Source organism: Siansivirga zeaxanthinifaciens CC-SAMT-1, from assembly GCF_000941055.1.
Taxonomy (GTDB): Bacteria; Bacteroidota; Bacteroidia; order Flavobacteriales; family Flavobacteriaceae; genus Siansivirga; species Siansivirga zeaxanthinifaciens.
In genome coordinates this window covers 2,921,532-2,941,933 of sequence record NZ_CP007202.1, presented here as the reverse complement: position 1 = coordinate 2,941,933, position 20,402 = coordinate 2,921,532, and the positions used below count along the sequence as shown (strand labels likewise).

Here is a 20,402-nt window from a genome sequence, read left to right as displayed (position 1 = left end):
ATGAAATGAGTAAATTAAAATTTTACAATATAGTAGCAACCTTTATTTTATTATGTTTTTTTGCTAGTAATTTAGTAGCACAAGAACTTGAAAAAGATTTAACTCAAGGTAATAGGTCAAAATATAACTTCAATCTAGATTGGAAATTTATAAGAGAAAACCCCGCCAATGCAGAGGCTATTAACTTTAATGATGCATCCTGGTCTAATGTAAGTTGTCCACATACATTTAACGATGTCGATACTTTTGATAATTTTAGTCCCGGAGGTCACTATGGCGAGTCAGAACAGTGGCGTGGTACCGTTTGGTACAGAAAACATTTTAAACTTCCAAAATCAGACAAAGGGAAGAAAATTTATATAGAGTTTGAGTCGGTTCGTCAAATAGCAGATGTTTATATAAATGGTAAATATCTAGGTAAAAATCAAACCGGATTTATTCCTTTCGGATATGATTTAACACCGTATTTAAAATATAATGAAGAAAATGTTATTGCTGTTAAAGTAAATAACGATAGGGGTGATGATTTTAGAGATAATTTCCCATTGGTTTGGAATCACGAACACTGGCATCCTGTACATGGCGGCATTTATCGAAATGTATTTTTACATGCAGTAGACCCCTTACACATTACCCTACCGTTATATGATAATTTAAAAACAGTAGGTACCTATTTATATGCAGAAAATATTAGTAAAAATCATGCCGATATAACTGTAAAAACTGAAATATTTAACGAATACAACAATAAAAAAAATATAGTTATTGAAAACCATGTTGTCGATGCATCGGGAAAAATAGTTAAAAAAGTTTCTAATAATCATGTTATAGAAGGAAACCAAAAATTAATTTTTGATGCCCAATTAGCAATTGAAAACCCAAAACTTTGGTATACTAGAAATCCTTATATGTATAAGGTAGTTACTTCTGTAAAGGAAAACAATAAGGTTTTAGATACTTACGAAACCCCTTTAGGGATTAGAAGTTTTGAGTTTAATAAAGACACCGGATTCCATATTAATGGCGAGTATGCAAAATTACATGGTTGGGGACAAAAACCAACTAATAGTTGGGCAGGATTAGGAGCTGCATTGCCAGACTGGTTGCGCGATTTCACTTATCAATTAATGGATGAAGCTGGCGGTAATTTTATTAGATGGGGGCATTGTGCCGGATCACCAGCTGAGATTGCTATGGGGAATAAATACGGTTTCGTAACTTTAATGCCAGGAGTAGCAGGAGAATCTGAAGACGAAGGCGAAACCTGGGACATTCGTATTGCAGCATTTCGCGATATGATAGTTTACTACCGTAACAATCCATCTATTTTTATTTGGGAAGGTGGCAATTGGGCAGAAAGTGCAGCACATTATGAACAGATATTAGATATCATAAATACCTTCGATCCCAACGGAAAACGCCTCATGGGAAATAGACGTGCCGATAATGCAGCGGTTTCCGAAAATTATATCAGCATTGAAATTGGAACCGAAGGATGGGAAGGAGAATATCCAAACTTACCAATTATAGAAAGTGAATATTGTAGAGATGAATCACCTCGACGTGTGTGGGATGAATTCTCTAGAGACGATAATTTCTTTAATCACCCTAATTTTGATCGTAATACTTATAAATTTGCCTCCGAAGAATTTGCTGTAAAACAAGCCGATCATTGGTGGAATAAAATGGGAAAAAAGCCTTACCATAGTGGTGGAGCCAATTGGATATTTTCCGATGGACCACATGGAGGAAGATGTCCTACCGAAGTAACAAGAGCCGGTGGTGAAGTAGATGGCGTTCGTTTACCAAAAGAAGCCTTTTATGCTTTAAAATCTATGTGGCGACTAGAACCACAAGTTCATATTGTTGGACACTGGAATTATGATAAAGAAACCACAAAACCTATTTACGTTATTTCCAATTGTGCAGCAGTAAAACTTTTTGTAAATAATGAGTTAATAGGCATCGACTCTATACCAGATAATGGATATGTATATAAATTTGATAAGGTAGCTTGGAAATCGGGTGAAATAAGAGCAGAAGCTTATATTGACGATGTTTTAAGAACCTCGCAAACTAAAAAAACAATTGGCGAACCTTTTGCTATAAAGTTAACACCCATTACAGGACCTCAAGGCTGGTTAGCCGATGGTTCCGATATTGCACTTATCGATGTAGAAGTAGTAGATAAAGATGGCAATAGATGCCCATTAGATAAGGGGCGTATTGATTTTACGTTTTCGGGTGCAGGTATTTGGCGTGGTGGTTATAATAGTGGTAAAGAAAACACTACTAATAACCTTTATTTAGATACAGAATGTGGTATAAACCGCGTTGCAATTCGTTCATTGTTAAAATCAGGGAAAGTTAAAATCACTGCAAAACGCGATGGTTTAAAAGCTGCAACTTTAGAAATTGCATCTAAAAAAGTAAAATTTAAAAATGGTCTAACTTCAGAAATGCCGCAAGTTTATAACGTTGTAGCTAAAGAAGAGCCTTTGCCAGCTCATACTCCTAAAATTCCATTAGGCGAGGTAGGTGTAAGTAATAAAAGTTTACTCTTTAAGAAGTTTAGTTATACCGGAGATTCGCCCGCGGTATTAAGAACCAATGTGTTTTGGGGCAAAAAGGCGTATACAGACCTTCCATATAACTACACCGTAATTCCAAAATATTTAAATGGTTGTGAATACGTTCGAATGCCAAATTCTGATAGTCGTTATTGGGCTAGAGATTTACTTCAATTTATAGCTGGAGACGACATGATACTTTATGTTGGTCACGACGATCGCGTACCTAGACCAAAATTCTTACTAGAAGAGTATGAAGATACCGGAGATGATTTTAAATTAGGTGATGTTACCATGTCTATTTTCAAACTTGAAGTAAAAGCAGGAGAAAGCGTTGTAATGTCCGGAAATAGTGATGGAGAAACCCCAAAAGACGCTAGGATGTATGTCGTGATGGCGAAAAAGAAATAATTAGTTCATTTTAATAATATGAAATATCAAGTTCATCTTTATTTTTTTCTACTACTAAGCCTAGTAACATCTACTTTAAGAATAAGTGGACAGAACTTAAATAAAGATGAACTTATTTTTAATAATGCAATTACAATAATTGATAAAACAGTTTTTTTTAGTAATAATAAAACCACAATAGAACAAGGTAAAAAAAAACTATATAAATCAATAAAAGCCGCTGGAGGTACAATAACTACAATTCAACACTGGACACAGAGCAGTCGAAAAGTAAATTTAATTGTAGGGACATTAGAGAATACGGTTGTTAGAAGATTAGTCTCCGATAATCCAGAAATTATCAATAATAAATCAGAGGGTGTATTTTATCAATGGAAAGAAACTCCAAACAAGGGCTTAGCTCTTATTATTGGAGGTACCGATTCCAAAGGACTTTTTTATGCTCTAAGTGAATTGGCCGAACAAATTAAAGATAAAGGACTAATTGCTTTAACCCAATTAAAAAATACAGTAGAATTTCCAGATAATAAGGTTCGTGGCGTTGATAAATTTATTACAGATGAGCGCGATGATTCTTGGTTTTTTTCTGAAGAATACTGGCAATACTATATTAGTCAATTGGCAATTAACCGATTTAATAGACTAACGTTAATTACAGGTTACAACGATGGAAAAAACGAAGATTTTATGATTCCTGTTTATCCATATCTTTTTCAAGTTCCTGGTTTTGAAGAAATAAAGCTTAAAAATAATTACAAAAAAACACCAACTGAATATTTAATCCAACTTAGACGAATTGGCGATATATGTCATAGTTACGGACTCGAATTTGTGTTTGGAATTTGGGGCCACGGAATGAGCCATGAGTTAATTGATGGGCTTCCAAACAACACCGAAGCATTTACAAGTTATTGTTCTAATGGAATGAAGGAACTTCTAAAAAAAGTTCCTGAAATTGATGGTATTCAACTTAGAGTTAACTACGAATCGGGTATTGGTGGCTTTGGAGAAACTGCAGAAAATTTTTGGAAAGAAATTATTAAAGCAATTGGCGATAGTAATATAGAACAAAAAGGCAAACTCTTTTTAGATATTAGAGCAAAAGGGTTAACTGTTAAAATGCGCGAATGGGTTTTAGAAAACGGAATTAATTTAAGCGTTACTAGCAAATATTCTTGGGAAGGTGTAGGATTACCTTACCATCCAACCGAAATGAGAAAGAGCGAATTAGCTATGTTAGATAATATAGATAAGCGCCAGCGTTATGGTTATGCAGATTTTTTAAATAATTCAAGAGATTTTGATTTTATTTATAGATTATGGGGGTTAGGAACTATTAGAATGTTTACTTGGGCAGATCCAGATTATGTAAAGCGTTTTTCTTATACAACTAGTTTTGGTGGTAGTAAAGGTTTTCAAGTAACACCACCCTTAACAAGAAAAGAAAATTCATGGAACTTATTTCAAGATAAATCCAATGAGTATTTTAAGTGGGAAGACGAACGATATTGGTCTTGGTATCTACTTTTTGGTAGGCTAGGATATTCAAAAAACTGTAGTGACCAGGTTTGGAAAAGAGCATTTAAAGAACATTATGGGCATTCTTACCAAGCGGTTTTAGATGCTTATAGCCACGCTGGAAAAGTTTTACCTCTTATTACTTCTTCGCATTTAACATATCATCCAGCAAATTATAATTGGGCTGAAATTGAAAGTGGCGGCGCTCTTTTTAGTGAAAATAATGCGAATTCGTTTTATGTTTCAAAAGGGAGAACCTATCAATCTACAGAACCTGGCGATCCTGGGTTATTTTACTGCATCGAAGAATATGTAAAAGATGTATTAAACAAAGAAATTAAACCAAAAATAAATCCGGTACAATTAGCCAATCTTTTTGAAAAAAATTCAAAAGAAACTTTAAAAGCTTTGAGTAAAGTAAAATTAACTGATATTCCTGAATTTTTTAAAAAAGAGTACCGTACAAACGAATTAGATTTAAAAATTACTGCAGCCTTAGCAGCCTATCATTCAAATAAAATAAAAGCATCAACCGATTTTGTATTTTTTCAAGAAACTAAAAATAGTGGCTATTTGTTATCGTGTTTAGAAAAAATGAAAACCGCCAGAAAAAATTGGCAAAATATTGTTGATTTAACCCAATTAATTTATCATACTAGACCAATGTTCTTGCACGACAATGGTACTTGGAAAGATAGATTGACTGAAATTGATAAGGATATAATAAAATTAAAAGATATTATTGGTAAACAAAAAAATAACCCAATTTTAAGTTTTACTCAACAGTTAAATGAAGATTATTCGTTTGTTTCTAACAAATTTAAAGCAATCATTCCTGAGTTTTTTGATCCAAACAACGACTTGAAGGTAAGCTTGTTAACAGGCATTGTCTTAGAAAATGAACAATCCCCAAAGGTACATTTTAGAATAGCAGATATGACTGCCGGCAAATTTATTGAACAACCAATGTTGTGGAATGGGAATAATTATTCCGCCAATATTCCAGCTAAATATTTAAACCCACAATATGATTTACTTGTTTATTTTACTACCATTTCTAAAAATGGACATGTAGTCATGCATCCAGGAATACTAAATGAGGAGAATTTAGCGCCTTATTTCGTCGTAAAATTAGCGAAAACGCATTAGAAGGAAATAAAATAATAAATAATATTATGTCTAGAATTTTATCAATACTCATAATTTGTTCAATTTTTTTAAGTTGCCAAAATAAATTGGTTGAAACAAAGAAAGACAGTGAAAATTCGTTAGAAGAACTACTACCTCAAAAACCAAATATTTTATGGTTAGTAACCGAAGATATGGGCGCCTATATTCCGCCTTTTGGCGATTTAACAGTTCAAACACCAAATTTAAGCCGTTTGGCGAATGAAGGGGTTATTTATCCAAATGTATATTCAACCTCGGGGGTTTGTGCACCAAGTAGAGCTGCTATTGCAACGGGTATGTATCCAACAAGTATTGGAGCTAATCATATGCGCGTTAATTCTTATACCGAAGTAACAGGCTTACCGGCTTATGAAGCAGTTCCTCCGTCTGATGTAAAAATGATAAGCGAATTACTTCGAACCAATGGTTATTATTGCACCAATAACTACAAAGAAGATTATCAATTTAAGGCACCCGAAACCGCTTGGGATGAAAGTAGTCCCTATGCTCATTGGAGAAATAGAAAGGATAACCAACCATTCTATGCTGTTTTCAATTTTACAAACACCCACGAATCTGGATTATTTGAACCCTATGGTTTTAGGCATATTGAAAACAGACATTATAAAGCAGGTGATACTATTTACAAATGGAAATCGGGAAATATGACCGAGGCCGAAACGCCTGTACATTTACCAAAAGATACCAAGTTTAAAATTCCGCCCTATTTACCAGATAATGATGTGGTAAGAAGAGATATGTGGAAGCTATATAATAATATTGCTGAAATGGATAAACAAGTAGGAGCGGTTCTAAAACAACTAGAAAACGATGGTTTATTAGAAAATACCATCATTTTCTTTTATGGCGATCATGGTGGACCACTTCCAAGAGGTAAACGTTTAATTTACGACTCGGGATTAAATACACCCATGATTATTCGGTTTCCAAAAAAAATGAATGCAGGAACTAAAGACAACCAGTTAATTAGTTTTGTAGATTTTGCTCCTACCTTACTTTCATTAACGGGTAAAGAACCGCTACCATACATGCAAGGTCAGGCCTTTTTGGGTAAATATAAATCTAAAAACGAACGGCAGTACATTCACGCTGCTGCCGACCGATTCGACGAAGTAACCGATGTTATTAGAGCAGTTCGTGACAAGCAGTTTAAGTATATTAGAAATTACAAACCAGAACAAGGCTATTACCTGCCACTTAGCTATCGAGAGCAGATTCCTACCATGAAGGAATTGTTACGTTTACGTGACGAAGGAAAATTAAATGATATTCAAAAGCAATGGTTTAGAGATACCAAACCCGCAGAAGAATTATTTGATTGTCTTGCAGATCCACACGAGCTTAATAATCTAGCCGATAATCCGATATATAGCCAAAAATTACTAGAATTAAGTACAGAAATGGATAGGTGGTTACAAGATATTAATGATGCACCAAACTTACCAGAAAGAGAACTTATTAAACAACTATGGAATGGTAATGAAAACCAACCCGTAACAACAACTCCTAAAATTCAATATGCACAAGATACGTTAATCATAACGTGTGAAACCGAAGGGGCATCTATTGGATATAAAATTAAGAACAGCGATGGTACCTATCCAAAAACCTGGAGTATTTATAAACAGCCTTTATCGCTCTCTGAAACATCAGAAATACTTGTTAAGGCACATCGTATTGGCTTTAAATCTAGTAAAACAGAAGAAATTTTATTAAAGAATTATAAGCGATAAAATAATAAACTACGATGTTTTAAGTATGCGAAAACATACTTAAAATGTTATTAAAATGATTATAATGTATAAAGTTAGTCAAATTTTAAGGACAACCCTATTGCTTGCTATTTTTGGACAGGTAGTACAAGGACAAGCAACAAAATTTAATGCGCCTATTGTTAGTGAAGAACTTGTATTTGAAGAAAAAGAAGGACTTTTGGCTGTTGAAGCTGAACATTTTTATGCCCAAAGTAAATCTGAAATAAGATCATGGTTTAGAACATCAAAAGATGAAGTTCCTCGTGTTGGACGTGATGAAGATGAGCAACATTGTTTTGGTGCCAGTAACAACGCATATATTGAAATTTTACCAGATGAGCGTGTAACCCATGCAGATAAAATAAGTCAAGGTGAAAATTTTACAAACGAGCCAGGACTCATGGCTGTTGTTCATTATAAAGTAAAAATAAATACCCCCGGACGTTATTATGTTTGGGTAAGAGCATTTTCTACGGGTAGTGAAGATAATGGATTGCATGTTGGTTTTAATGGGACTTGGCCTGAAAGTGGGCAACGCATGCAATGGTGCGATGGAAAAATGCGCTGGACATGGACTAGCAAACAACGAACCAAAGAATTTCATTGTGGTGTACCGCATCAAATTTATTTAGATATAGAAAAACCAGGTATTCACGACATTCAATTTAGTATGCGCGAAGACGGTTTCGAATTCGATAAGTTTATTTTAACAACTAATAAAAATTATTTTCCGAAGCAAGAAGGTCCAGATTTATTAATTTCAGAAGGTGTTTTACCAGCTCCATTTTCAAAAGTTGCATCACCAACAACAAATGAAACTTATTTTAAAAATGTGGCAACATTCACATCACAAAATAGGGTAATACCCGCCCAAGATTTTCCAGTAAGCAACACTAAATTTTATAAAGAAGGTAAAAATTGGTTAGCTATAAATCCCAAAGTGAGCGAAGAAGCAAGTACAAGTACTACCTTTAAATTTGAAAGTGGAAGATATGATATCATTTTCGTTGGGGTTGGAGAAAATGATGGCAGCTCTGCTTATACACTAATTATTAATAATAAGGAAATTGGTAGTTATCAACCACCATTATCAGTCCATCTTTTTGAGGAAGGTTATAATTTTAATGCTTTATGGGAAAATATAGATATTAAAAAAGGGGATACCATAACCGTAACAGCAAAAATTGGTAGTGCAGATGGTAAAGAACATACCAGAGGACGTTGGGCAGGAGTTATTTTTGCTCCAGCTGGAAAAGGAAAGGAAGTTCAAGATGCACCATCTTCATTTTCAGCGAAATAATTACTTAATAATTAAAATTTTAAACATGAATAAATCAATAATACCTGTAGTTAGTATTCTTTTTAGTATTTCGTTTGCATTTGCTCAAGTGATAAATCCACCAGCAGGACGAATCGCTGTTGTGGCCGATGGTAATTCACCAGACCCAGATGATTTAGGTGGCACCGCTGTTTCTTTAGCATTATTACGTGCAGCGGGTCTAGAAAATCGTTTAGTACATTATTCACATAGTTGCGATTTAGTGGTACTTCATAGAATTTCTGAAGCGGCCGAGAAAGAGCGTCATGCCATGATGCAAACCGCTTGCGATGGTACGGCCAGACGTTGGGGCGGTTTTGAGCATATTACGTTTTTAGATGCTAAATGGCAAACAGACCAGACCATTAAAGATTTGGTAAAAGCCATAAACGCATCCACAGAGCAAGATCCTCTCTGGATTGTAGAGGCAGGAGAACCCGATATTATTGGCTTTGCTTTAAAAGCTTCAAAAAAAGAAAAACTCAAATATGTAAAGGTAATTACGCATCATCCGGCTAACGATAATGCAGGCGATTTTTACAAGTGGCAAGACATTCTAGATTTTGGTGTTGAAGAAGTACGCATCCCAGATCAGAACATTAATTTAAAAGTCAAGAAAACAGAATGGGACTGGGCCATGAACCATTCCGATGATCGTATACAGTGGATTTGGGTAATGGGTAAAATGGCCGAAATAGATGATGTGGTTAAGTTTCAAAAAGGTTATTGGGATTGTTCCGATGCTGGTATGGTTTTGTATTGGATTACAGGCGCTAATGTAACTACCGGTTTAAATGCAGGAAGCGTTGAGACTGTAAAATCATTTTTGGTTGATTATGTAAGTAGTAATCCAAAATAGGCAATTGTTTTTTACTATTGTAGTTTATAAATGAATTTATAAAATAGAATGAGGTACAATACACTAATTTGTTTAATAAGTTTTTGTTTTTTATTGTCATGTCATGTAAATAAACAAGAACATAAAATTCAAAAAACAGATAGAGATTTTATAAGTATATTTGATGGTAAAACCTTAAAAAACTGGAAAGGCGATCCTGGTTATTGGCATGTTGAAAATGGTAATTTGGTTGGAATCGTTACACCCGAAACACTGCTTAAAAAGAACTCTTTTATTATTTGGCAAGGTGGACAGCCTGAAAATTTCGAACTTAAATTGGAATATCGAATTTCAGAAGCTGGCAATAGTGGAGTCAATTACAGAAGTGAGCTATTAGATACCATTCCTTATGCACTTCGAGGTTATCAATGTGATATTGATGGAAAACAACGCTATACCGGACAGAATTATGAAGAGAAAAAAAGAACTACTTTAGCTTATCGTGGAGAAAAAGTGCTAATAAATCCCCAAAATAACCCTGATTCAACAGGTAATTTAAGGGCTAATATTAAAAATAATTGTTGGCTAATCAGAGATGAAATAGAATCATTAGGAGCACCTCATTCATTAAAGGCTAAAATTAAAAATAATGATTGGAATCAGGTTCATTTAATAATTAATGGTAATAAATTACAGCATTATATAAACGGAACTTTAATGAGTGAAGTTACAGATGCCGATACAATAAATAGATCATTAAAAGGGTATATAGGAGTGCAAGTGCATGTTGGACCACCCATGAAAGTTGAATATAGAAATATTAAACTAAAACTACTTTAGAAACTGTTTTTAAACCAAACGTTACAAACCTGTCTATATTTTAACTTTTAGTTTAGTAATTATAATTTCATTAAATTATAAAATTAATTATGATATTAAATATCCTTAAAATAACGTCATTAATTTTGTTGGTTGGTAATGTTGAAATAAACAGTATAGAAAAAACTACAACGCCATTTCAAAATATTGCTAAACCATATAAAATAAATGATACGCTAAAAACTAATTTAACGGTTTATAATTATAGCAAAATAAGCAAGGTAAAAGAAAAGATACATACACCTCAATTTTCGGGTTTATATAAAGCTTTAATAAAAAGTGCAAATAAAGCACAAAGAGAAGGTGTTTTTTCGGTGGTTCAAAAAACACAAACTCCTCCAAGTGGAAATAAACATGATTATTTGTCAATTGGCCCTTATTGGTGGCCAGATCCTAGTAAGCCAGATGGTTTGCCTTGGATAAGAAGGGATGGTGAAATTAATCCACTTACCAGAAAAAATACCACAGACGAAGCGGTAAAAAGCGACATGTTTAAAAACACCTTTAACCTCGCTTTAGCGTATTTTTTTTCAGACAAACAAAAATATGCCAAAAAGTGTCTCGAGTTACTAAAAGTCTGGTTCTTAAATGAGGAAACTAAAATGAATCCGAACCTTAATTTTGCTCAAGGAATTCCTGGATTGAATACAGGTAGAGGTATTGGAATTATTGAATTTGCAGGATTAACCAATATAATAACAGCTATTGAAATTCTAGAGTTAAACGGTGCAATGGATATTAATACAAGTACAGCCTTACGAGATTGGTTTAGCGCCTACTTATATTGGCTTCAAACTAGCGAAAACGGACTTTTTGAGAAAAATACCAAAAACAATCATGCTGTTTACTACGATGTGCAAGTAGTAAGTATTCTTATGTTTTTAAATAGGATCGATGAGGCAAAACTGGTTTTAGAAGAGGTTAAAGATAAACGAATTACCACGCAAATAGAAAAGGACGGTAAACAACCACATGAATTAGCCAGAACAAAAGCTTTATCTTACAGTACAATGAATTTAAAAGGATTTACACAGCTAGCCTATTTTGGTGAAAAACTTAATGTTGATTTGTGGAATTATCAAGCTCATAATGGTGCAAGTATTCAAATGGCGTTTCAATTTTTAAAACCGTATGTACTGGAAGATAAAAAATGGGATTATCAACAAATAGGTGATTTTGAAAAAGCTAAAACATCACTTAATAACTTATTCACCTTTGCCGGAAGTATCTTTGAAATACCAGAATTTTGTAAATTAAGCAATGCTAAGAATACAAGTACAACCTCATTACTTTATCCATGTGAATACCAATAAAATAAAAAATATAAAAATTATGAATAAATATTGTTTGGTGTTTTTTGTAGCCTTTCAATTTGTAGGTTGGAGTCAATCACAATCAAATTGCGATACAAAGCCATGGTTGAATTCTCAATTAAGTTACAATGAGCGGGTAGAACTTTTAATTGGATGTTTAACTTTTGACGAGAAAGTGAGTCAATTATTAAACGCCAGCGATGAAATTAATCGTTACAATATAAAGGCTTACGATTGGTGGAACGAAGCCTTGCATGGTTTAGCACGTTCGGCAAAAGCAACTATTTTTCCACAAGCTATAGGAATGGCAGCAACGTTTGATCGTAATTTAATTCAAGAAGTAGGAAGTACCATTTCAGACGAAGCACGTGCGGTTAACAATTATTTAATTAAAAATAACGGCGATTTTATTAGATATATGGGATTAACCTTTTGGAGTCCTAATGTAAATATATTTAGAGACCCACGTTGGGGACGCGGCCAAGAAACATATGGAGAAGACCCTTTTTTATCGGGTCAAATTGGTGCATCTTTTATAAAAGGTATGCAAGGTGATAATCCAAAATATTTAAAAACAGCCGCTTGCGCGAAACATTTTGCTGTACATAGCGGCCCAGAAGCAGAACGTCATCAATTTAATGCCATAGTTAATCAACAAGATTTATATGAAACCTATTTACCAGCTTTTAAGGCCTGTATCGATGTAGGTGTTGAAGCTGTAATGTGTGCTTATAATCGAACCAATAATGAAGCATGTTGCGGAAGTCCAACATTATTACAAAGCATATTACGAGGCGATTGGGGATTTCAGGGACATATTGTAAGTGATTGTGGAGCCCTAAAAAATTTTCACCAACGCCATGGTTTGACCAATTCTCCCGAAGAATCTGCCGCACTAGCATTAAAAAGCGGTACGAATCTTAATTGTGGTAATACTTATAAAAAATTAGGAGATGCCTATGAGAAAGGATTAGTAACTGAAGAAGATTTAAACAATGCATTGAGACCACTTTTAAAAACGAGATTTAAACTCGGCATGTTTGATTCGTTTGAAGATAATCCATATGCTACAATAGGCTTAGAAGAAATTCATTCTAAGGAAAATATAGACTTAGCTAGAAAGGTGGCTCAAAAATCGATTGTACTATTAAAAAACAATGGTGTGTTACCACTAAAAAAAGACATTAAGCAATTATATTTAAGCGGTCCATTGGTGGGCGATATTAGAACGCTAATTGGAAATTATTATGGCCTCAATGATAACCTTGTGACACTACTTGAAGGTGTTATGGGGAAAGTTTCGCCCATAACTTCGGTGCAATATAGAGCAGGTACCTTAATAAATCATACTAATAATAACAATGGAGATGATTTTAGCTATTTAGCAAGCAAATCTGATGCTACAATAATAGGGTTGGGTTTAACAATTGTGATGGAAGGTGAAGAGAATGAAGCCATAGGTTCTATAGATAAAGGCGATAATATATCTATGGCCTTACCAGAAAATCAAATGGCTTATTTAAGAAAAATGCGCGGTAAACATAACAAACCATTAATTGGAGTTGTTTTTGCAGGTTGCCCCCTAGATTTAACCGAGGTAAGCGAGTTGGTAGATGCTCTAATTTATGCCTGGTATCCTGGCGAGCAAGGTGGTAATGCCATAGCCGATGTTATTTTTGGCGATATTTCGCCTTCAGGAAAATTACCTATTACTTTTCCTAAAAACATTAAACAATTACCCCCTTACAACGATTATTCCATGAAGGGCAGAACCTATAAGTATATGTTGCAAGAACCTCAATATCCTTTCGGATTTGGACTTACGTATTCCAACATTAAAATCGATAGTCTAACTATCAATTCAAAAACAATTCAGAAAAATGAATCACAATTGGTAGAGGCTACACTAACAAACTCTGGAAACTTTAAAATAGAGGAAGTAATTCAATTATACGTCTCTTTAAAAGGTAACACAGAGGGTGTGCCATTATGTTCTTTAAAAAACTTTAAACGTGTAAACTTAGAGCCTAATGAGTCGGTAAAAATGAACTTTTTGATAGATGCTAATTTCTTTAATTACATTGATAAAAAAGGGAAAAATAAAAAACACAAAGGACTTGCCGAAATAATTGTAGGCAATGCATCTCCCAGTAAAAGAAGTGAAACTCTAGGAGCTACCATTAAAACAATAAATGTAAATGTTAAATAATTAAAATGAAAAGACTTGCTTTTAAAATGAAATTGAATGAAGGGCAAAAAGATGCCTATACCAAACGTCATAATGAGATATGGCCAGAACTAAAACAACTGTTAAAAGATAATGGCGTAAGTGAGTATTCTATTTTTTTAGATGAAGAAACTAACACGCTGTTTGCATTTCAAAAAGTTTCTGGTGAAGGGGGATCTCAAGATTTAGCCCAAAACCCTATTGTAAAAAAATGGTGGGATTTTATGGCAGATATTATGGAAGTAAACCAAGATAATTCGCCAGTTTCAATACCATTACAAGAATTGTTTTATATGCCATAATGATTATAATTAAATAATAGCCATGACTAAACTAAATACCCAAAAAAATAAAAATATTACAGCCGTATCAAGAAGAAATTTTATAAAAAAATCATCTCTTGTTTTGGGTGGAATTAGTATAATCCCACGTTATGTATTAGGTCAGGGATTTATAGCGCCTAGTGATAAAATTAATTTAGGTTTTATAGGTTTAGGTAAGCAAGGAGGTATTTTGGCCAATCTTTTTATTTCAAATACAGATGTTCAAATTATTGCTGGTGCAGAAGTTTGGAAGTCTAAACAAGACTGGTTTAAAAATGTTGTGCAGGGTTATTATGCTGAAAAAAGAAATACAGCTAATTATAATGGTATAAATACCTATACCAATTATCAAGATCTTTTAGCAAGAAACGATGTTGATGCTGTTGTCATTGCTACACCAGATCATTGGCATGGCATACAATCTATTGATGCTATGAATGCTGGTAAAGATGTGTATTGCGAAAAACCAATGACCAATACAATTTATGAAGGAAGGGCCATGGTTAATGCGGTTAAAAAGAATAAAACTGTACTTCAGGTAGGAAGTATGCAACGTTCTTGGAAACGTTTTGTGAAAGCTAAAGATATTGTAAGAAGTGGACAATTAGGAAAAATTATAAAAGTGATTGTAAATGTTGGAGATCCAGCAAAACCTTACGATTTACCGCAGGAATCAATACCCTTTGGCTTAGATTGGAATTTGTGGTGTGGGCCAGCACCATTATTGCCGTATAATACACAGGTTGCTCCTGAAATTGTAAAAGCATATCCTAATTGGCGAGATTATAAAGAAACCGCAGGAGGGATACTTTCAGATTGGGGAGCGCATATGTTTGATATTGCCCAATGGTGTTTAGATATGGATACTACAGGTCCAATAACTTACATACCCCCTAAAGATCCAAAAGCCCTGAGAGGTTTGAAAATGTACTATGAAAATGGTGTAGAAATGGTACATGAAGATTTTGGTCGTGGTTGGGGTGTACGTTTTATAGGAGAATTTGGAACCATGGATGTTAGTAGATCATATTTAGAAACCAATCCAACAAGCATACTTTCTTACACAAATGAAGATTTAGAATCTATATTTAAAGATAAAGGAAATCATTACCAAAATTGGATTTCTGCTATAAAATCTAGAAAATCTCCAATTTGTGATGTTGAAACTGGCCATAGATCAGCCAGTATATGTAATATAGCTAATATTGCATACGAACTAAACGAAACTTTACATTGGAATCCTGTTAAGGAAAAATTTAAAAATAATCGATTAGCTAATAAAGCCAGAAAAAGAGAACCTAGAAACTATAACTAAATTTAAAAGATTGGGGATATTTTTTTCGTATCAATATTTGTTAATTAATAAATTTATTTTCAAATGTATCTTAATCACTCAAATCAAAAATATTTTTTTATTAATCAATAAATAGTTTAAAGCATACAGAACAGGACAGAGGTTATATTCTTATTTAAGATTTTTATAATTAAAAAAATGAAAAATAATTATTTTCAAAGTATATATAACCATGTATTTAAATTTTCTTGGCTATATGTATCTATTCTTTTTTATTCTATCGCATCGGCTCAGGTTGTTCTAGAAAGCGAAATAAAAATTACCGACTTTGGTTTACATTTTGATGGTAATAAGGTTTCTGGAAGCGCTAGTAATACAGGAGATTCAGCTCCTTACGACTATTTTTTTGGTAGAAATATTTCTGCCCATGGCGATTGTATAAAAACGTATAACGATATGTTTTTATAACGTGGTATCGTGGAGGCAAAGACGATAGACACGTGATGCTAACGCGTTATAATACTATTACAGGTACCTTGGCAACTATCGAGTTTCCGCATCGTCACACCGGCTATCAAAACAGATATTGGATTGGAGAGTCTCACAATACTATAGCAGTAGGTGTAAGCCCTTTAAATGGTACCATTCATTTATTGTACGATATGCATTCTTACAGCAATACAAGACCTTCAGATGGTAGTTTAAGTAATGATTATTTTAGATATTCCTATTCCATAGCAAATGCTGCAGCACTTCCTGATGCAGACTTTACCTTAGATAAGTTTGTGCAAAATTCAAACGGAGGTTACAAGCATTTAAGCCTCAATGGCGGTGTAGATTACAATAATTTTTCGGCGCTTACATACCCTAAATTTTTCTTAAATGATTCTGGAGATTTATTTATGTACATGCGTGAAGGAGGGAATAATAATGGTGCATATAAATTTTCTAAATACAATGCCAATACTTCGACCTGGTCTAGTTTTACACACTTCAATGTATTAAATGCCAAGAATCAACCAGGGATAACTTATAATTGGGGACTTTACGGTGATATTAAATATGTAAACGGAAAAATGCGTATTGGTTTTCAAAGAAGATCTTCCAATAATAGCGATAAATATCAATACCAAAATGGAGTTTATTATGCGTATTCTGATGATCAAAACGGATTCACAGGTTGGAAAAACCACCAAGGGCAAAGTTTTTCCTTACCATTATACGATGCAGATTTTATAAAAGTAATGGAACCAGGTGATTATGTTCAAGGTACCAATGCAAATTCCATTAGTATTGTTAGTGGTTTTGATTGGACCGTTACCGAACAGGGTGATGTTCACATAATTAGTAGGGTTAGAGATAATCAATTTAGTGTAACTAAAAATTTACATACATACAAACCCGCCGGAGCTACTAATTTTACTACCTCAGAAGCATTTTCGGGTGCCGATGAAATTTACACTTCTGGTAATGATATTTTTATCATCGGTTTAACTTCTGCAGGTCGTGTTTATGTTGAAAAAGCCCAAGGCGGTACCAACAATTTTACAAGAATTTATGAGGCTACCTCTGGTAAAGTTTTTGATCATGGTCAAATTTACATAGCAAATGGTAAATTGTATTACTATTTGATGCAAAAGTTAACCGGAAATGCGCAACCCCTTTACCTTCAAGTAATCGATTTGGGCATTGTTCAGGATCCTTTTAGAGTTTCTCTTACCTCGCCCAGTAATGGAGGTGTTTATAATGTTGGAGATACAGTTCCGCTTTCTGCAAATGCGGTCGATGAAAACGGTAGTATTTCTAAAGTAGAGTTTAAAGTAAATGGTATTCTTTATGGCGAAGATACAGCTCCACTATATTCATTAGATTGGACGCCGAGTGCGCCTGGTAATTATAGCGTTCAGGCGATAGCTTACAACGCTAGTAATGCTAGTGTTTCTTCTCCAGAAATCACAGTTAATTTTCAAGTTTTCGATCCAACCGATTTAACAGGAGCTAAGTATCGTATCAAGAATTTCGTTACGGGCAAATATCTTCATTCCGTAGGTTCAGATGTATTGGAGAGTGATAATGGCATTGATGTTGTACCTAGTGATAAAGAATGGGAATTTGTGAAAGTTGGAGCCTATTATAATATTGAAAGCAAACGATCGGATAGAGGTGTTTTAAGAGCAGCTGGTACTCCAGCAAACGATATTATAAATACGGGTTTTTCTGCCCCAAATTCAGATGTTGACAAACAATTCACCGTGATTTATAACAGTTCAGATGGTACATATCAATTCCAAACACGAAATGGATCTAATTATATATATCACAATGTTAACGGCATTATAGAACACGTTTTAAATTCAGATGATAGGTCTAAATGGATTGTAGAATCTACTACCTTAAGTATTGATGAAAGAACATTTGAAAAAGTATCTTTAAAAGTATTCCCAAATCCAGTGGGTAAAAGTTTTACTATAGCATTAAATAATGCGCAAAAAGCTAGTATTTTAATTAGCGACATGTTAGGTAAAATAATTTATAGAAATACCCTTAACAACGGTAAAATACTGATAGAAAATGATGGACGATTTAAGTCAGGAATGTATCTTGTAAAAGTAACCAGTGATAGTCAATCTTACAACACAAAATTTGTTGTAAGATAGAGTATTAAAATTAAGTGTTTTTTATAAAACCTGTGAAGATAGCTTCGCAGGTTTTTTTATTTCATTAGATTTTAATAATTTAAGAGATTTCAATAATACTATATTTTTAAACCCAACTAGAGCAGGATAGAATTTTAATGTTACAAGCATATCTTTATTTTTTATAGCACAAACAAAAAAAATAATTTTATTAAAATATGAAAAGACGTTCATTTATGCATTTAACGGCGTTAGGTAGCGCTAGTTTACTATTGCCTGTATATGCTTGTGGAGGTAGTCAAAAACAAAGAGAATTAATATTGTCTAGTGACTTTGATGCGTTATCATTTAAGTTATTAACCACGTGGTGTGATGCCATGGTACGCGATCAAATTAACGATCTAAATAATCCAGTAACTCACGGTGCACTATATTGTCATGCCTGCGAGGATATTCATGGGCGTTGTTCCGATGCTGTTTATCCATTAATGTATATGGCCGATAAAACAGGCAACCAAAAATATCTCGAAGCTGCCATAAAATTAATGGACTGGTCGGTAAACGTTGATTTACCAGATGGTAGTTGGACTAATATGTTGGACCCTAAATCCTGGAATGGAACAACTGTTTTTGGGTCTATTGCTTTAGGTGAAGCCCTGCATCATCACGGGCATTTATTCACAAATGAAATGAAGCAAAAATGGGAGGCGCGTTTAAAACGAGCTATCGAATACGTTTATTTAAAATATGATGACCATTTCAGCCATATCAATTACCGGTTTACCGCCATTTATGCGCTGTCATTTTTAGGTGACTATTTTAATGAAGAAAAATATATAAAAAGAAGTGATGAGTTAGCACTTTTAATTCCTAAATATTTAACCGAGCCTAATAAATTACTTTATGGTGAAGATCATCCCGATGATGAAAAAAGCGAAAAAGGTTTACTTCCAATTGATATAGGCTATAATGTCGAGGAGTCTTTAAATGCTGTTGTACAATATGCCGTGCATAAAAAAGATGAAAAGTTAATACAATTACTTACAGAGTCTTTAAATGGCCATTTAGAATTTATGTTACCAGATGGCGCTTGGGATAATAGTTTTGGTACGCGCCAAAACAAATGGACCTATTGGGGAAGCAGAACGACCGATGGTTGCCAGCCAGCCTTTACCTTATTAGCCGATAGAAACCCTGCTTTTGGTACGGCAGCAATTTTAAGTACCGAATTATTACAACGATGTACAGTAAACGGTTTATTGGCAGGTGGGTTACATTACGAATCTTATGGAGAAAAACCTTGTATGCATCATACGTTTGCGCATGCTAAAAATGTCGCGTTTGTATTAGACAATTCTAAAAAATTAAAAAATGTAAACAAGAAAACTCCTATTCCAAGAAAAGCGAATGATGGGGTAAAACATTTTCCAGAACTCGATGTTTGGTTAGGTGCTAGAGGTCCATGGCGAAGTACCGTGTCTAGTTATGACCAAGTTTGGAAGAAAAAATATTCAGTTGCAGCTACGGGCGGTTCGTTAGCGGTATTATGGCACGAAAAAGTGGGACCATTATTTACAGCAAGTATGGTGGAATATATGGAAGTAGAACCATACAATCAGCAACCACAGCCAGGTGAAGAGTTTTGTTTAACACCTCGTGTAGAACGTATTGTTAATAATGTTTGGTATACCAATATACAAGATTTAAAAGCAAAAGTTTCGGTGACAGACTCCAATGGAAAAATCAATTTTTCTGTCAATACAATACTTACAGATAGAGATAAAGCAACATTAAATTTAGATGGTGCATTTACACTTAATTATGCATTTAATAAAGAAAAAACAACCATAAAAGCATTAAGAACAGCTTCAGATGCAAACGGCGATACTTTAGTGTTGCCTATTATTTCGCCAACAGGTGAAAAAGTAGTAAAAGTTTCAGATACTAAAATTGAAATTCATAAAAAAGAAGGAATAGTGGTTTTGGAATCCAATGTGCCTTTAGCAATTAAAAAATCTGAGAAAGAGCGCATATTCAATCAGGTTCCGGGGATGGAAGTAGTACCAATTATGGTGGCTTTTCCAGAAGGCATAAAAGAGGTTGTATGTTCCATTCAAGTTATCTAAAAAA

General features: G+C 33.9%; 13 protein-coding genes. All 13 read left to right on the top strand.

What is annotated here, in order from left to right; genetic code table 11:
- Window positions 1-5: 5 nt before the first annotated feature.
- The 13 genes from AW14_RS12980 (at window position 6) to AW14_RS12920 (ending at window position 20,398) form a co-directional block, all read left to right on the top strand.
- Window positions 6-2,981: a sugar-binding domain-containing protein gene (locus AW14_RS12980; protein WP_044639194.1), complete on the top strand. Its 2,976-nt coding sequence runs from the start codon at window positions 6-8 to the stop codon at window positions 2,979-2,981.
- A gap of 18 nt (window positions 2,982-2,999) precedes the next feature.
- Window positions 3,000-5,648, top strand: a complete 2,649-nt coding sequence (locus tag AW14_RS12975) for a hypothetical protein (RefSeq protein WP_044639193.1) — start codon at window positions 3,000-3,002, stop codon at window positions 5,646-5,648.
- A gap of 86 nt (window positions 5,649-5,734) precedes the next feature.
- A complete protein-coding gene (locus AW14_RS12970) occupies window positions 5,735-7,423 on the top strand; it encodes a sulfatase family protein (RefSeq protein ID WP_245617596.1) in 1,689 nt (562 codons plus the stop codon).
- Between the two features lie 64 nt (window positions 7,424-7,487).
- On the top strand, window positions 7,488-8,744 hold the full coding sequence (locus tag AW14_RS14995; protein ID WP_179944496.1) for a hypothetical protein: 1,257 nt from the start codon (window positions 7,488-7,490) through the stop codon (window positions 8,742-8,744).
- Window positions 8,745-8,769: 25 nt separating this feature from the next.
- Window positions 8,770-9,621: a hypothetical protein gene (locus AW14_RS12960; protein WP_052647561.1), complete on the top strand. Its 852-nt coding sequence runs from the start codon at window positions 8,770-8,772 to the stop codon at window positions 9,619-9,621.
- 48 nt (window positions 9,622-9,669) lie between these two features.
- The gene (locus tag AW14_RS12955) at window positions 9,670-10,440 is read left to right on the top strand and encodes a 3-keto-disaccharide hydrolase (protein ID WP_044639191.1); all 771 of its coding nucleotides are present in this window, start codon (window positions 9,670-9,672) and stop codon (window positions 10,438-10,440) included.
- Between the two features lie 89 nt (window positions 10,441-10,529).
- The gene (locus AW14_RS12950; protein ID WP_052647514.1) at window positions 10,530-11,792 is read left to right on the top strand and encodes an alginate lyase family protein; all 1,263 of its coding nucleotides are present in this window, start codon (window positions 10,530-10,532) and stop codon (window positions 11,790-11,792) included.
- Window positions 11,793-11,811: 19 nt separating this feature from the next.
- Window positions 11,812-14,001 (top strand): glycoside hydrolase family 3 N-terminal domain-containing protein, encoded by a 2,190-nt coding sequence (locus tag AW14_RS12945; protein WP_044639660.1) that lies wholly within the window; start codon window positions 11,812-11,814, stop codon window positions 13,999-14,001.
- A 5-nt stretch (window positions 14,002-14,006) separates the two neighbouring features.
- Entirely contained in the window at window positions 14,007-14,321 is a 315-nt protein-coding gene (rhaM, locus tag AW14_RS12940; RefSeq protein ID WP_044639190.1) for an L-rhamnose mutarotase, read from the top strand.
- A 22-nt stretch (window positions 14,322-14,343) separates the two neighbouring features.
- A complete protein-coding gene (locus tag AW14_RS12935) occupies window positions 14,344-15,657 on the top strand; it encodes a Gfo/Idh/MocA family protein (RefSeq protein WP_044639189.1) in 1,314 nt (437 codons plus the stop codon).
- Window positions 15,658-15,834: 177 nt separating this feature from the next.
- Complete coding sequence (locus tag AW14_RS15030) at window positions 15,835-16,104, top strand: hypothetical protein (protein WP_052647513.1); 270 nt, start codon at window positions 15,835-15,837, stop codon at window positions 16,102-16,104.
- A 35-nt stretch (window positions 16,105-16,139) separates the two neighbouring features.
- Window positions 16,140-18,293, top strand: a complete 2,154-nt coding sequence (locus tag AW14_RS15025; protein ID WP_245617650.1) for a BNR-4 repeat-containing protein — start codon at window positions 16,140-16,142, stop codon at window positions 18,291-18,293.
- 197 nt (window positions 18,294-18,490) lie between these two features.
- Entirely contained in the window at window positions 18,491-20,398 is a 1,908-nt protein-coding gene (locus AW14_RS12920) for a glycoside hydrolase family 88 protein (protein ID WP_044639187.1), read from the top strand.
- The last annotated feature ends 4 nt before the right edge of the window (window positions 20,399-20,402 follow it).